General features: G+C 35.3%; 13 protein-coding genes. 8 read left to right on the plus strand and 5 right to left on the minus strand.

Translation table 11 applies throughout. The annotated features are described in order from the left end of the window. Positions 1-192: 192 nt before the first annotated feature. From KO527_RS23250 to KO527_RS23265, 4 genes are all read left to right on the plus strand, one after another. Complete coding sequence (locus KO527_RS23250) at positions 193-717, plus strand: DUF6795 domain-containing protein (protein ID WP_354668657.1); 525 nt, start codon at positions 193-195, stop codon at positions 715-717. A gap of 291 nt (positions 718-1,008) precedes the next feature. Beyond that, on the plus strand, positions 1,009-1,536 hold the full coding sequence (locus tag KO527_RS23255) for a DUF6795 domain-containing protein (RefSeq protein WP_216042632.1): 528 nt from the start codon (positions 1,009-1,011) through the stop codon (positions 1,534-1,536). A 13-nt stretch (positions 1,537-1,549) separates the two neighbouring features. Then, positions 1,550-2,710 carry a lipase family protein gene (locus KO527_RS23260; protein ID WP_252734026.1) on the plus strand — a complete coding sequence of 387 codons (1,161 nt, stop codon included), beginning with the start codon at positions 1,550-1,552 and terminating at the stop codon, positions 2,708-2,710. Positions 2,711-2,821: 111 nt separating this feature from the next. Continuing rightward, on the plus strand, positions 2,822-3,208 hold the full coding sequence (locus tag KO527_RS23265) for a hypothetical protein (protein WP_216042673.1): 387 nt from the start codon (positions 2,822-2,824) through the stop codon (positions 3,206-3,208). A 148-nt stretch (positions 3,209-3,356) separates the two neighbouring features. Here KO527_RS23265 and KO527_RS23270 read toward each other — a convergent pair whose 3' ends face one another. Further along, positions 3,357-3,665 carry a hypothetical protein gene (locus KO527_RS23270; protein WP_216042633.1) on the minus strand — a complete coding sequence of 103 codons (309 nt, stop codon included), beginning with the start codon at positions 3,663-3,665 and terminating at the stop codon, positions 3,357-3,359. Between the two features lie 179 nt (positions 3,666-3,844). Here KO527_RS23270 and KO527_RS23275 point away from each other — a divergent pair, with 179 nt between their 5' ends. After that, entirely contained in the window at positions 3,845-4,990 is a 1,146-nt protein-coding gene (locus KO527_RS23275) for an acyltransferase family protein (protein ID WP_354668658.1), read from the plus strand. Positions 4,991-5,125: 135 nt separating this feature from the next. On the opposite strand, the gene KO527_RS23280 is transcribed toward KO527_RS23275, so the two are convergent. The 3 genes from KO527_RS23280 to KO527_RS23290 all read right to left on the minus strand — a co-directional run bounded on the left by KO527_RS23280 (position 5,126) and on the right by KO527_RS23290 (position 9,249). Continuing rightward, a complete protein-coding gene (locus KO527_RS23280; protein ID WP_216042635.1) occupies positions 5,126-5,554 on the minus strand; it encodes a hypothetical protein in 429 nt (142 codons plus the stop codon). Between the two features lie 279 nt (positions 5,555-5,833). Then, a complete protein-coding gene (locus KO527_RS23285) occupies positions 5,834-6,730 on the minus strand; it encodes a hypothetical protein (protein ID WP_216042636.1) in 897 nt (298 codons plus the stop codon). Between the two features lie 314 nt (positions 6,731-7,044). Continuing rightward, positions 7,045-9,249: a transcriptional regulator gene (locus KO527_RS23290; RefSeq protein WP_216042637.1), complete on the minus strand. Its 2,205-nt coding sequence runs from the start codon at positions 9,247-9,249 to the stop codon at positions 7,045-7,047. Positions 9,250-9,508: 259 nt separating this feature from the next. On the opposite strand from KO527_RS23290, the gene KO527_RS23295 reads away from it, so the two are divergent. The 3 genes from KO527_RS23295 (at position 9,509) to KO527_RS23305 (ending at position 14,187) form a co-directional block, all read left to right on the plus strand. After that, positions 9,509-10,435: a DUF5050 domain-containing protein gene (locus KO527_RS23295; protein ID WP_216042638.1), complete on the plus strand. Its 927-nt coding sequence runs from the start codon at positions 9,509-9,511 to the stop codon at positions 10,433-10,435. Between the two features lie 431 nt (positions 10,436-10,866). Next, on the plus strand, positions 10,867-12,984 hold the full coding sequence (locus tag KO527_RS23300) for a TonB-dependent siderophore receptor (RefSeq protein WP_354668659.1): 2,118 nt from the start codon (positions 10,867-10,869) through the stop codon (positions 12,982-12,984). Positions 12,985-13,023: 39 nt separating this feature from the next. After that, the gene (locus KO527_RS23305) at positions 13,024-14,187 is read left to right on the plus strand and encodes a heparan-alpha-glucosaminide N-acetyltransferase domain-containing protein (protein WP_216042639.1); all 1,164 of its coding nucleotides are present in this window, start codon (positions 13,024-13,026) and stop codon (positions 14,185-14,187) included. Positions 14,188-14,494: 307 nt separating this feature from the next. Here KO527_RS23305 and KO527_RS23310 read toward each other — a convergent pair whose 3' ends face one another. After that, the gene (locus KO527_RS23310) at positions 14,495-16,030 is read right to left on the minus strand and encodes an AbgT family transporter (protein WP_042151658.1); all 1,536 of its coding nucleotides are present in this window, start codon (positions 16,028-16,030) and stop codon (positions 14,495-14,497) included. Positions 16,031-16,213: the final 183 nt, after the last annotated feature.

A 16,213-nucleotide genomic window follows, 5' to 3' on the forward strand; every position in this document is an offset into this window, starting at 1 on the left:
CTTCATATACTTCATATACTTCATATACTTCATATACTTCATATACTTCATATACTTCATATACTTTGAGATTTTCATGTCCTTTGATTTTAAAAAAACACTTACCTATAATAGGGTCTTACATGGATGTTAGTGAATCAATAGATTTAATCCTCTATACATACTAGCTAACGAATAATTGCAGGCTAGACAATGTCTTTTTTAGAAATTTTTAGAAAACTCAATAATTATATTGGCACCCATAAGGTACATTTGTGCCCCGCCGTCAAAGGACGGTTGATGAATCATGGTAAGCCACTTATCAACGCGACAATAACAAGAACGCTTTCATACTCTGATGGTAAATATAGTGAAGATATGTGTAATACAGATAATGATGGCTATTTTTCAATGCCAGAAAAAAGCCTACGTTCAAGTCAAACTGCATTACTAATAGCTGAAAGATTCACGAGTCAGAGAATTTATGCCCATTACTATGGCGATGAATACTTACTTTGGTCAAGCCAAAATAGTGGAATCGTATTAAAGCCAGAATATACAATCAAACTTCAGTCACTTTACGGTGATATTGAGGATGATGAAATTTATTTTTCATTTCGAAATGAGCGTTCAGTCCGATTTAAGGCATCGAGTATTTGTCGATGGCAAGATGATTTTACTATTATTGATCCAGAAGCTGAATTTTTGAGAATGTGCCAAGGCGCATTAGAAGAATAAAGATATTAAAGTGAGTAATGGAATGCGTACATTAATCCCAGCGGTGCTGATCATTTAAAATTTTCTATAAAGTCTTTTTACATTGTTATTTTTGCATTTAAAATCAACTTTCTAACTATGTAATCTAATTGTAAATTTACGATTTATCTTCCCTCTTAAAAATAAAAGTATGCAATTTAGCTGTTGATCTTAATTATGATTTACCTATAATGGGGTCTAACATGGATGTTAGCGAATCAATAGATTAATTTACCTATAAATACTAGCTAACGAATAACTGCAGGCTAGATAATGTCTTTTTTAGAAATTTTCAGAAAACTCAATAATTATATTGGCACCCATAAGGTACATTTGTGCCCAGCCGTCAAAGGACGGTTGATGAATCATGGTAAGCCACTTATCAACGCGACAATAACAAGAACGCTTTCATACTCTGATGGTAAATATACTGAAGATATGTGTAATACAGATAATGATGGCTATTTTTCAATGCCAGAAAAAAGTCTACGTTCTAGTCAGCCCGCTTTATTGATAGCAGAAAGATTCACGAGTCAGAGAATTTATGCTCATTACTATGGTGATGATTATTTACTTTGGTCAAGCCAAAATAGTGGAATCGTATTAAAGCCCGAATATGCAATCAAACTTCAGTCACTTAATGGCGATATTAAAGATGAAGAAGTTTTATTTTCTTTTAAAAATATCAACCACTCGCATCGACATGAAGCTTTAAGTATTTGTCGCTGGGAAGATGATTTTATCATTATTGATGCCGAAGCAGAATTTGCCAGAATGAGCCAAGGTGTTTTAGAGGAATAATAAGGATATTTAAATGAGTAACGCAATGCAGACATTAACTCCAGAGATTTCAGCTCGTTTTGCTACAATAGCATACGAAACACTTCAAAATAAATCGCTTTCGAATAGTGCACATTATAGTCGATTGGAAGCTGGTTTTTCATTTGAAAATGATACCTTAAAAGGCGTTAGTGGTGGGCTCCTAGAAAGGATCTTTAAACATGCGACCCCTTTTGGGTGTATTGCTAAAGGGAAAACAGGTCCTTTTAAAGGTGAATTTGTAGTAGCGCTTAGAGGCACGGATAGAAGACGTGATATTATAACTGATGTGCACTGTGGTGTGAGTACATGCTCAAATGGTCAGCCAGTACATGCGGGGTTTAATCATACCTTTAATTCGATAAAGCAACAGCTAGAAACTTATTTTAAACAAGCATCAAAAGAATCGAAAACAGGCTTAAAAATTCACGTAGTTGGCCATAGCCTAGGTGGCGCATTAGCAAACCTTGCTACCAATTGGTTAAAGCAACGCTTTAACGCTGACGTTAAGTTGTATACCTTTGGTTCGCCACGAGTCGGCTACCCAAGCTTTGCACTAAAAACAGTAACCGCTACAAACAATGGTATTTATCGTTGTGTTCATGCTGGTGATCCCGTGCCACTTGTTCCTGTTTGGCCCTTTGTGCATACTGAAGATGAGTATATTTTGCATGGCGCTCCGAGTATCACACCTAGAGCACACAGTATGACAGATCAAACTCCTGGTTATTTACATACGGCATCAGCTTTTAGTAGTTATGCAGCGGTAAATAAAGGTAAAGAAGCGAGATTAAAGCAACAGGTAAAATTAGACTATAACAATCGTTTACAAGCAAAACCGACTACTCGTTGGGCGCGCGTTATTGGCGAAGCAATAATGACGCATTTGGCCGAATCAGGTAAGTTACATGCTATTCAAGCTGATATATCTAACACCTTAACTGTATACGATAAAATAGCACGTGTATTAACTGATAGTATTGATATTTCAAAAGGACGTGCAGATGATGTAAAAGGCATTCTTGGTCATATTCTTGCTTTTTGTGGTTTGCCATTTAAGGCAGTAGAATTAACTTATAAGTTTATTCGGTATGCTTTAGGTTTAATGTTAGACACACTTCTAAAAATGGCAAAACGAGCTTTATCGGCGGCTTAAATTAAATGGCATCATTTTTACTTTATCAATATATATTATAAAAACGCATTTTTTATAAACTTGGTCTTTAAAAATAATTTTTTAGGCTTGTTAGATATACAAGGAAGTATTGTGTCAATTAACTATTCAAATTATACATTGGATGAATTTTTTGATGTTAATGAAAATATAGATAGGGATAAATATCCTGAACGATATAAGCAATTATGTGAAGAAATTCAAAGAAGAAAAGAAAGCGGCGAATTCAAACAGAAAATAAAAGAAGCTGAAAAACCGGACGATAGAGGTGCTCTAGACTTTTTATTTTACCGACACAGACGTTTCAAGGGGGAAACATATTTTAGGGGTCGTTTCCCTTCAATGTTGATTATTAGTGTGATTTTTGCCGTATTTATAGCTGATTCATATATAGAATGTTTTCTTGGAGTTTTAATTTTTATGTCTATAGATATGCTATTAGCGCTTGGCGCATGGCTTTATTATTCTACTGATTTATAGCGGGTTTTTATAATAAGAAGGCTAATAATTAAAACTTGATAGCCAAAACCATCTTATTGATATTTATCTTTTTAGTTATAAACCAAATCAATGGATTTAGCAGATATTGAACCAGAACCCATTGATGTTTATTTATGAAGGCTGAATATTAGTCTTCAGGTCCTTTCATAGTAAATACTAAATGTTTACGCATATTTTTTAAAATAACCCCTTTTTTCATCATCGCAGCGCTTAAGCGTTTTTGCCATTTTAGTAAATCTGGTTCTGCAGCTGCTAATGCTTGCTCATTTTCAAATTGAAAACAAAGCAGTAATGAACCTGGAAACAAGTGGTATTCGACATCAAACCAGCATTGCAGCATGCCTGGGATTTCTGCGCGAGCTTGTTCTTCAAGCATATCGGCAGTTTTCATCACAAGATCTTGTTGCTTTTGTTGGACTTTAGAGAGTTTCTTCATGGAGTATTCCAAAATGAGAAGGCAAAAAGTGAAACCTGAAAAGCGGATTATAACTAAACTAATAGAGGGCAAGCAACGTAGGAAGAGAGATATTAATATTAATGGGGTCGAGATGTAGTACCAACTGAGATTGAATGTTACATTGTATGCACTTCGCATTTAGGTACAGGGATTTTAAAGTGCAACCTCGTTTTCATTATATAGACAATTTACGTAGCCTAGCATTATTACTCGGTATTGTATTTCACGCAGCGCTTGCATATGGCCCTTATTTTTCGAATATTTGGTTTGTAGCAGATCCTAACAGCCATGTTGGTTTTAACTACTTTGCCTTATGGTCACACTTGTTTAGAATGCCATTATTCTTTTTAATAGCAGGGTTTTGTGCTGCATTATTAATTGAGAAACGAGGTTCGAAAGCCTTTATTTCAAATCGTTTAAAACGTGTTTTAGTGCCTTTTATGGTTTTTCTGCCAATAACCTTTGCACTCATTTTTCATGTCATCACATGGGGAGAAAAAATAGCACATCCTTTGCCGCCATTATTTAACGTGTTTAAAGTGGTTAAAAATCCTCCTATATCCACAATGCACCTTTGGTTTTTGTGGAATTTAACGCAACTTTGCCTATTAGTTTGGCTTTTAAGCTTGTATAAACAGGCTTATCGTAAGGTGCTTTCTATTGTTGTGCGGCCTTTATTTTTGGGTATTGTATTGCCAATTATAATATTTGTTGCGATGTTTAATCTGATGGTACCGTTTCCTGCAGCGGATAAACTGTATCCAGAACTTTGGTCATATGGTTTATATGGCTCGATGTTTTTAGTGGGCGCTGGTTTTTACCATCACCATGAACTTTTGGCGGGGTATCTCAAACGTATTAATATATTATTTTTATTAGCAGTTGCTTCTACTATAGCTTATTTTGCTGTATTGCCAGCGGCTTTAACTATTGAACAAGTAATTGAAGCTGCGAATGCTGGTGGTGTAGTGAAGTTAGAAAGTATTAATATTGTGGCACTTGCTAGTCAAACTATTGCGATAGTTACTTGGACTGGAGTTGCATTACTAGCTGGGTTTAAGTGGCTTAATCAACGTAATGAATTTAGTATTTATATGTCTAATGCTTCGTATTGGCTCTATCTTATTCATGTGCCGCTGTTAATGTATATTCAGCTGCCGATGATTAATATTAACTTGCCAGCTAGTATTAAACTTATCATTTCAGTTAGCATTACGGTCATTATAGGTGTCGCCTCATATCATTTACTAGTTAGAAACACGCTCATAGGTGTCTTTTTAAATGGTAAAAGGCAAAAAAACTAAGCAGGTTTTAGCTCAAACTAGCCAAAATAATACTTAGCACTGTAATTTATAAGTTTATTAACGATTAAGATAAGATGAGTCTGTAGATTATGATGAACTACAGACTCTGTTAAATAATACTAATTGGTATAATTACTATTTATCTGCTGATAGCACCATAGCTTGATCGCCATATTGAAGTACTTCACCACCATTTACAGCAACATAGTTTTTTGCTTCTAACTCACTAGAGCACCATATTTTCATCACTGAAGTATCGTTTGCGATATCAGTGAAAGATTCTGTAATATGAAGAGGTTGCGCTGATTCAAGGGCTGGTTTGAACTCTTCCCAGTTTTTATAGCCAGATTCAATGGCGAGTAAACGAAAAAAGTGTTTTCTTTGTAGGGTTAGCCTTTCTTTAAAGACTTGTGATAACGCTTTCCCATAGAAAATATCTGCAACGTACAATCTACGAATAATAGGCATAGCTTGTGAAATCGAACCATTTTTTGTAATGCGGTGTAGTATTTTTGCTGTACGTAAAAATGAGTTTAACTTTGAAATTGTTTTAGGGGTGTTCATACAAACTCCATCAATTAATTAGCCGTTCTCGTTTGTGGCTTAAAATAGAGAGTGTAAGTTTTGCCTTACGAACAGGTGCGCTTGCTTTCACGAGAATGGGCTTCCTGACAACCCTAAAGGGATGTTAGCACAACATACTTTTGTTGCAAATGATAAATGAATATGGTTTTTAGGGCCTGAGAGTTGGAAGGTTAGGCATTATTAACTTAACCTTCAGTAAATTGTTGCTTTTTTTCGCTCCGTGGATTCATGAGTTTGATAGTTTTGTATATTAGAATATTATTTTGGTCTTTCATTCTCTATCACTTGTGTACTTACCCAGTAAATATTTGCGATTGCACCTGCTTCGTTGTATCGACTAAAAAATAAATATTTACCATCTGGCGTAACGCTTGGCACTCTTTCATGAAACTTTGAATTTACAGCATCTCCAAGGTTAATTGGTTTTGTCCATGTGCCATCTTTTTTCTTAAAGTATACATAAATATCGCTATTTCTTTGTTTATCTTCTTTATTCTGAGCTTGTACTAATAAATAATCTTGAGATGAAGAAATAAAAGGGTGAGATCCAATTTCTAAAGGAACCTCTTGAACTTTAGGAAATTCAGCATTTTTATATGACGATGAATATATATTTCGTTTTGAACGGTTGAGATAAAAAACATCGCCGTTTTTAGCTTGAGTCAAATGCATCACAGCATCGTCATTGATTGGTGAATCAAGTCTTATAGCCTTGCTCCAGCCACTGCCTAAACGATCTACATACCATATTTCTTCTTGTGAAAAGTCGGCTTTGTATCCGGTAAAGTAAATTCTATTGCCATCGGCTCTGACGAATGGCTCCATTTCTCCATCTTTTTGTCCTTTAGTAAATTTTACTTTTTGAATCGGTTGCCATTTTCTATCTTGGATTTTTGAAAAATAAATATCAGCAGTACCTTTTTTTGGTTGTACTGAAAAATACATCTCATCTAAAGCAGGGGAAAAAGAAATACCAAAATCATATCTACCATTAATTGAAATAATACCCGGCGCAAAAAGTTCGGGTATTAAACTAGGAGTTTTTTGTCCAAAATAAGGTCCTTGCAAGGTTGGGAATTCATTTTGACCATAAGTTTTGCTACTGAATACCAGAATAGAAAACAGCACAGTAATAGACATAAAAATATACTTCATAATTTACCTAATTTTGATATTAACGATTTACGCTAAATGTGATTGAATAAACATCACTTTAAACAAGTCGATTTTAAAACACCTGAAGTCACTATGATTTTTAGCTGATTTCTTGTTGAAGAAGTTAATACACACAGGGCTTTATGCATTTATATGATAATAATGATTGGCTTTTAGAGAAACATAGAGGCAAGCATTGAAGATTGAGCATATTAAACTCTGTATGAGTGTGCCGATTGATACGCAGTTTAATATGCTCAAATTGATATAGGGTTTGTTAAAATTAGGTACCTAAATACGATGGTTTTAATTGCTCATTTCTCTAATGATAATTCTATTACTTCTTTTTCGGATGTCACTCTAACTGTTATAAGTAGTTGTGATTCATCGATATCGCTGATGTAATCAAGGTTGCTTTGTAATTGCGCTATTATGTCAAAAGCATTCGTCTCCAAGTTATATGACCACAGTTTTTTATCATTATTAATGCCATAAATAACATTATGTTTGATTAAGAACCTTTGATTATCACCGCCTTGACCATCAAGGGCTGCAATATGCTGATCTTCAACCGGGCCTCTAAGCCAAAACCTATCCATATGGTCGCTATAAATAAGTTGATTATGTTCGTTTTTTTGTGCCCAATTAACAGGTTTATTACTAAGAATATCTATTTCAGAGGTCTGTAAGTTAAATTCAGCGAGCCTAATTACCCCTTTTGTACGTAACTGCAACAAAGCGAGGTTATTCTTACTATCCCACTGTAATAGCTGAAACACTGAGTTAGCGAGTGGGAATACTTTTTGGCTAGAATCAAGGTTTACTTGGATCAGAGCATCGTTTGCATTGACTAATAGGCTACTTCCGTCTTTAGCCCATCTTAGGCCTTGAATATAAGTATCCATAGCAAAACGACTAAGTTTTTTTGCTCCTTGTCCTTCGGTGATCCAAACTTGTTGTTCACCTGAGCGTTTTGACTTAAAAGCTATTTTATTGCCATTAGGCTGAATGTTCGCATCGCCATCCATTTGTATTGAACGTTCAAGTACCTTGGAAAGTTCAAAGGGACTTGTCTGTTTTAATGCTGTAAATGGTATAGATACAATATCGCTATCAAAGTGACCTTTAATGGCAAGTGCCTTATCACCAGCTGAATTAAAAACAGGTGTTCCCATAGGTTCATCTAGAGGTAAGCTTATATCTGTTACTTCTCCATCATATGAAAGCGTGAAAAGTTTCCTACCAGTGCTAAAAGTAAGGTGGTTATCGATAGGTGAATATTTGGCATAAAGATACCGATAGCGGGCAACTCCCTTAGGGAACCTTATTTGGTTCTGTGATATTAATTCGCCATTGGTTGACAGTATTTCAATATAGTATTGGTTATTTTCATGAATACTGATCAGCGCTATTAAGTCATCTTTTACTGAGTAGTCATAATAGATAATGTTGCCGTTATTTATTGTATGTAAAAGTTGACTTGTGTTTTCAGTGGGAGAATAGCTGATTAATTGCCATTGCTCTGATTGCTTTTGTAATAACGCAATATTGTTATTATTTAACCAGCGAGGAGTGCGAATTTCTGAGTTTTTACATTCTAATAATACACGCATAGATTGCGGTGATGTTAGTGCCTCATTAAAGTCTAAACTTAATAATTGATAACATTTCTTTTGGCTAATAGGTTGCTCGCAGTTTAGCTTTCGAATAAAGGTCAGTTGTTTACCGTCTTTTGAAAAACTGTGCGCGCCATATGAATCTAAGTGTTCAGTTAACTGGTGTTCTTGTTGTGTTTCAAGGTTTTTTGCCCAGATATTACTGACACATTTATCTTCTGAAAAACGATGGAATATAAAATATTGATTGTCAGGTGAATAAATACTGGCAAGTTCTTTGCCGTCTGTTGCTGTTACTGCGCGTATTTGAGTGACTGATAACTTAGGCTGTGGTGCTGTAGATAATAACTTTGTAACTAAAAATACAACTATTAAAATGGCGATGATTATAAAAGCGGGTTTATATTTTTCTTGCCAAGATATTGTGCTGCCAGAGTTAACAGCTCCAATTACTGGATCACTTAGCTTTTCTGAATTATTACTGACTTCTTCTGTATAGGGAGTTTTGGCTATTTCTTCTTTGGCGTCAGCTGATTTTAATATGGGTTCATGAGCTAAAGTATCTGGAGTATCGCTATGTTCGGTATTTTTCCATTGCACATTACATTCTAAACTATAGCCTTTTTTTGCATGAGTCTTAATGTAAACTTGTACTTTACCATCGTCTCCTAGTGCTTTACGTAACTGGGCAATACAACGTTGTAGTGTATTGTTAGAAACTATCGTGTCGGGCCAAACTGCACTCAGCAGTGTTTCCTGGCTAACAACTTTACCTTGATTTTCAGCTAAGCAAGTTAATACTGCAAGTGCTTTAGGGGCTAGGGTTTGTGGCTGTTTATTTTGTGTGATTTGATTTCTTGTTAAATCGACAAAAAATTCGCCAACCCAATACTGCTCTTCCATATAGCCTCTTATTCAAAGTAATTTTTAATATTGATACCTTATCTGATGAGACCTTAGCATATCCACATCATCAGCTAAACAAAAAATATTAACTAACTGATAATATTGGTTTTTATTTTTTATCAGGTAAAAATCAGCAATAAATCATGATTATGTCATGTGTTTAAAGTTAGGTTTGATATCGTGTGTTAACTCATTTGTGTTAACAGCAACCAAGTTGCCAAACTAATAATCTTAATTTTTTACGAGGATGTAATTAATGAAAATGAAACCGTTAGATAAAATAAAAACAATGCTACTTTCTAGTTCAGTGTTGGTTTTATTGTCGGCATGTCAGAGTACAACACCTAGTTCATCGGTTGAGTATTCTCTGGTTTATGGATTTAAAGAGCAAAAAAGTAAATCGATTTATCTGAGTGATGAAACTGGTCAGTCTCGAATTAAAATAGCAGATGTAACTAAGCACGACGGGTACCCTTCAGTATCTCCTGATGGTAAGCAGGTTGCTTTTTATGGTAAATATGACAAACGTAAAACCTGGTCAATTCATGTTGGTAATATTGATGGCACCAATATGCAGCGTTTAACTAATACTAAACATGTATGGGATAGTGCACCTGCTTGGTCTGCAGATGGAAAAACCATTATTTTTTCTCGAGAATATAAAGATTCAAGTAGAGGCTGGCAAGAAGAAGTTTGGTTGATGAATGCCGATGGTACAGAACAACGCCAAATAAAAGCAATAAAAGGGCGAGCGGCGCAGTTTATGCCTGATGGTAGAATTTTATTTCAGTCAAAATCGGGCCCGAGTCAAATAAGCATCGCTAATGGTGATGGTAGTAATATTATTACTTTGACCAATGATGATACTGACAATATGTCGCCTAAACTTTCACCTAGTGGCAAGAAAATAGCGTATTTATCTAATAGAGATGGCAATCAAGAAGTGTATGTTATGGGTATCGACGGCGCTAATCAAAAGCGCTTAACAGTTAATAGCATACAAGAGTGGGATCCTGCTTGGTCATCAGATGGCACAAAGGTTTATTTCTCTTCTCAGAGTACTCATGGATTTTATGATATTTATAAAGTGAATACAGACGGAACATCTATGGATAAAGTACTCAATCAAGGGTCACAAGCCTCAACTGTGTACAAGGTAGATAAAATTTATTTGAAAGATTAATGAATTTAAATGGTTAACCTAATAGCGTTAACCTTTTTTATTTTAGTGTTGAAAAATGCCCACTAAGATAGAGGGCATGACATTTTTAAATCTCGATAGAATCTATTTCCCTAACAGGTATAGCTAGATTGTAAACCTAAAGGAATGCCAAGATCCCAATAAGAAAATCTTCCAGCCAATTATAAAAGCAATTGAGAAAGGTAGCATTAATGATATTCGAGCTAGAATCATCATTTTGCAGATCTTGGGCTTACAAATAAATTAACAAACCTGTTAATAAGCTAATCCCGTAAAGTCTAAATAACTATTTCAAGAAGCCATAGTATAGTCACCCTTGATATTCTATTTATAAAGTATAAAAGCAATTATTGTTATAGTATAACATATCAATTATGATGCTATTGATATTAATACAACAATGCGAGAACAAAGTGTTATTCAATTCCAAATTTAAAAATTATGGTACGATTTTTTCTTTATCTGTGCTTTCAGCTTCTATTTCTACGGCATATGCAGGCACTAAAGATATCGAAAAAATATCGGTTCATACCCAAAAACAAGCATATAGAGGCAATGCGCCATTAGCTCAATTGCCGCAATCGTATGAGATAATTGAAGCTGATCAACTTTCAGATATGGGTATCGCTAATTTTCAAACTGCTTTAGGTTTATCAAGCAGTATTGCGAGACAAAATAACTTTGGTGGCCTTTGGGAAAGCTTTGCAATTAGAGGATTTTCAGGAGATGAAAATTTACCTTCAGCTTATTTGATCAATGGTTTTAGTGCTGGTCGTGGTTTTAGCGGTTTACGTGATACATCTAACATTCAATTTATAGAAATATTAAAAGGTCCGGGTTCTGCTCTTTATGGTAGAGGCGAACCTGGTGGTACAATTAATATTGTGACTAAAAAGCCACAATTTGAACAACAAGGCTATGTAAGTGCAGAATTAGGCAGCGACGAGCATACACGCTTTGAAGGTGATTTCACCTCTGCTTTGAGTAACCAAGTGGCATTTCGCATTAATGGTGCTTATGAAGACTCAGGTAGCTTTAGAGATACTGTAGAATCAGAAAAACTTGCGTTAGCACCTTCATTACTTTACAAAATCACAGAACAAACCAGCATCACATATGAACTAGAATATGTTGATCAAGCCATTCCTTTTGATCGTGGTATTCCAGTTTTACCTGGTATCGATATTGATCACAGTACATTTTATGGTGAACCAAACGACGGTCCTATGGATGTGGCTGCATTAGGTCATCAATTCACTTTAGATCATCAACTTAATCAAGATTGGACTCTATCGTTTGGTGCAGGTTATAGGACTTCTTCGTTAGAAGGTTATTCGACAGAAATAGAGTTATCACCAGGGCGCCAATTACTTTATGTAGATGGAGAAACGGTCAGCCGTCAGCGTCGTTATCGTGATTATGATGCCTCAGATATGTCTTTTAGAGTAGAGCTAAGCGGTCATGTCAACGCACTTAATATTGAACATAACATACTGGTTGGTGCTGATACTTATGATTATGAACTGGATTCATTGCAAAATCGTTGGCGTGTAGGTTGGGGTAGTGGTGATACAAGCTACTCAATTAATGCTTATAACCCAGTATATGGTCAAGCAGCACCAGAACTTGCACCTTCGCAAGATAGAACTGAGGAACAAACGGCTTGGGGTGTTTATTTTCAAGACCAAGTAATGCTGAGCGAGAACTTAAAGGCACTTGTTGGCTTACGTTACGATAAATTTGAGCAAGATATTACCAATCACTTTAATTCTGATGTCGCTTCTCAATCACAATCAGAGTTTAATCCAAGATTAGGACTAACATATCAGTTAGCTGAACCTGTTATGTTTTACGTCAATTATGCTGAAGGGTTTAGACCTAATTCTGGTGCAGATGTAAATGGCGCAGCTTTTGAACCTGAAAAAAGCGAATCGTTTGAATTTGGCGCTAGATGGCAAAGTAATGATGATACGGTGGTTGCCAGTTTTGCATTATTTAGTACTGAAAAATCAAATATCCTGACATCTGATCCTATTAATTCTGGTTTTTCTATGGCACTTGGCGAAGCACAAAGCTCTGGTGTTGAGTTTGATTTAACTGCCGCTCTTTTAGAAAATACTGAGTTATTAGTCAATTATGCTTATACAGACGCTCATACTAATAATGACATGAACAATCCTGATTGGGGCGTAGATATTCCTTCAGGTAGTCGTTTAATCAATGTACCTGAACATACAGCTAATATTACCTTGCAGCATTTTACTGCTGTTGCCAATTATGACGTAAAACTGGGCATGCATGTTCAGTATGTGGGTGAGCGATTAGGTGAAACGATTGATCCAACCTACGAATTAGATGGTTATACGCTAACAAACCTATTTGGCAAAGTAGCAGTCAATGACAAAGTGAGTTTTAATGCGAGTATCGAAAATATTTTTGATGAAGCTTATATCGCGAACTCATATTCAGCTCTGTGGAATATGCCTGGTAAACCATTGACATATAAAGCAAGCATTCAATATTCATTCTAATTAGATAAAGAGGCGCGCCCAATTTGGGCGCTGTTTATTATGACAGAAAACGTTTTTCGTTCTCGTATTGCTTCTATTGATATTTTACGTGGATTCGTAATTATTTTGATGTTAATTGACCATGCTAGAGAGCGCTTTTATTTACATAAGCAGGTACTGGATCCTATGGATATTGACAGTACAGATCCTACGTTATTTTTCACGCGATTGAGTGCACACTTATGTGCACCTATTTTTGTGTTTCTAACTGGTTTGTCTGCTTGGCTTTATGCAAATCCAAGTAATGGACCACAACGACCAGTACAAGGTTTTTTGATCAAACGCGGTCTGATTTTGATTTTACTTGAAGCAACTTTGATTAATTTTTCATGGTTTGCTGCTTATACAACTTTATATCTACAGGTTATTTGGGCTATTGGGGTTAGTATGATTTCATTAGCATTGTTAGCGTATCTACCCAGAGCATGGATAGCTGTATTGGGCTTAATTATTGTGTTCGGTCATAATTTATTAACCCCGGTATCTTTTCAAGTTGATGAACTCGGTTATAGCTTATGGACCATCCTGCATGATAGAGGGTATTTAATCATGGATGGTATCGTGAAAGTAAAAGCTTCATACCCTGTATTACCTTGGATTGGTGTCATTATGGTCGGTTATGCTGTAGGGCCATTGTTTAGTTCCTCTGTAAATAAACAATTGAGACAAAAAGTATTACGTAATGCAGGAATTTTTTGTTTGTTATTATTAATGGTGCTTAGAGGCGCTAATACATATGGTGAAACGATTAATTGGCAAGTGCAGGCGACATTCGTACAAACGGTTATGGACTTTCTAAATTACACTAAATATCCGCCTTCACTGAATTTTTTATTATTTTCTTTAGGGATAGGCTCATTGATTTTATCTTGGCTTGAATTTGCTAAAAGCAAGTGGCTTGAAAAAGTAAATGTGATCGGTTCTGTGCCTATGTTTTTTTATATCGTTCACTTGTATGCGTTACTTGTCTATTACGCAATAGGTTACGGTGTTTTTGGACCAACGATGCATTATGGTGAAAAACAAATTGGCTATTTAGGCGTTAGTAATATTGGCATTGTGTGGTTAATTGCCGCAAGTTTAATTGTGCTTTTATATTGGCCGTGTAAAAAGTTTGGTGCGTTTAAAAGAACAACTTCAATGGGTTGGGTTAAATACTTTTAATTCGTAAAGGTAAGTTTTGTTTATGTGTGCAAAGTCCGGTTGCTTTTTTAAAGTACGCCGGACTTTTTTATTTGCATCATAGAAAATATAAAAAATTATTTAAGGCTTTAGTTTACCTTTGAGGAATTACCTTCTATTTGTTGGATGATATTACATGTAATTATCATATATAAGTTAAATCTGAATAGTTCATTTACCGCAGATTATTTAGCCCATATTTTGAATAAAAGTTTATAAAATTATGAAAAGATAAAAATATGCCCACTTTTTAGTGGGCATATTTAGTTAATTGTATGAATAAAATTAACTAATATGTGTAGCTAGATTGTAAACCTAAAGGAATACCCAGACCCCAGTAAGCTAATAAGAATAATGTCCAGCCAATCATAAATGCAATTGAGAAAGGTAGCATTAATGATATTAAAGTACCGATACCTGTATCTTTAACGTATTTCTGACAGTACACCACAACTAATGGGAAGTACGGCATTAATGGGGTGATGATATTCGAGCTAGAGTCACCAATACGGTATGACGCTTGTGTTAAGTCAGGTGATATACCCAGTTGCATTAACATAGGTACAAATACTGGACCTAGTAGTGCCCATTTTGCAGAACTTGAACCTACAAATAAATTAACAAAACCTGTTAAGAAGATAATACCTACAATTGTTACTGCACTTGGTAATGCCATTGCTTTTAATACTTGTGCACCTTCAATTGCCAGTAAAGCACCTAAATTAGATTGAGAGAATGCAGCAATAAATAAAGAACAGAAAAATGCCATTACAATATAATAAGACATGCTGCCCATAGATTTACTCATGGCATCTATCATATCTTTACTGTTTTTAAAGGTACCAACACAAAAACCATATACGGCACCTGGTATCCAAAATAATAAGAAAATTAGCGGTACGATAGATTGCATTAACGGTGCTTTAAAATCAGCTAAAGAGCCACTTGGTCCTCTAAGTGGAGAATCATCAGACCAACTTGCCCATGCTAGTAATGCAAGACCTGCTACCATAACAAAAGACGCTAAATAAAAGCCTTTACGTTCTTTTTGAGTTATTTCATCAAATTGTGGTAAATCTGAAGTATCGCCATCTATAGGTGTATTTTTTAATCTAGGCTCAATGATTTTATCTGTGATGTACCAGCCTAATAACACGATAAATATGCTAGAAGCTGAAGTGAAAAACCAGTTATTTAAAGGGTTTACTACAATTTCAGGATCAATAATTTGTGCCGCACTTTGCGTAAAGCTTTGTAGTAAAGGATCGATACCAGAAGGAATAAAGTTAGCGCTAAAACCACCACTTACCCCAGCAAATGCTGCTGCAATACCGACTAATGGATGGCGTCCCATGGCAAAGAATATAACACCTGCTAATGGAATAACTAAAACATAGCCTGCATCTGTTGCAGTGTGACTAACAATCGCAATCAGAATGATAGAAGGAGTTAATAAGGCTTTAGGGGTGCGTTTTAGCATGATTTTTAGGCCAGTATTGATAAAGCCTGAGTGCTCAGCAACACCTACACCTAACATAGCAACCAATACAACACCTAAAGGTGCAAAACCAGTAAAGGTTTTTACCATGCTAGCAAGGAAGTTAGCTAGAGCATCACCCGTTAATAAGTTATGTACTATGATAGCTTCGCCTGTACGAGGATCAATGGCGTCAAATGAAACCTGAGAAAATATGGCTGATAAAAACCATATAAGCGTCATGGCGAATAAAAAGATAATAGCAGGATCCGGCAGGGTATTACCTACGCGTTCAATTGAGTTCAAAAACCTGTCTATAAGCCTAGGTTTTTGATTAGCAGCATTCATACAATGTCCTTAAAATGAGTGAATCATATTTTTTGTTATATTTGCCTCTATTAGAGCAAAGCTAGAAAAACTTTGAAACATTTTAAGCGGTTTTTTTTGTTGCTGATGTAAATAGAATAATACAGACGGTAAAGTACTTTAAAATATAACTGTGATATCTTTATTTTTTATATTTATTCATAT

The organism is Pseudoalteromonas sp. C2R02, assembly GCF_018860845.1.
GTDB lineage: Bacteria > Pseudomonadota > Gammaproteobacteria > Enterobacterales > Alteromonadaceae > Pseudoalteromonas.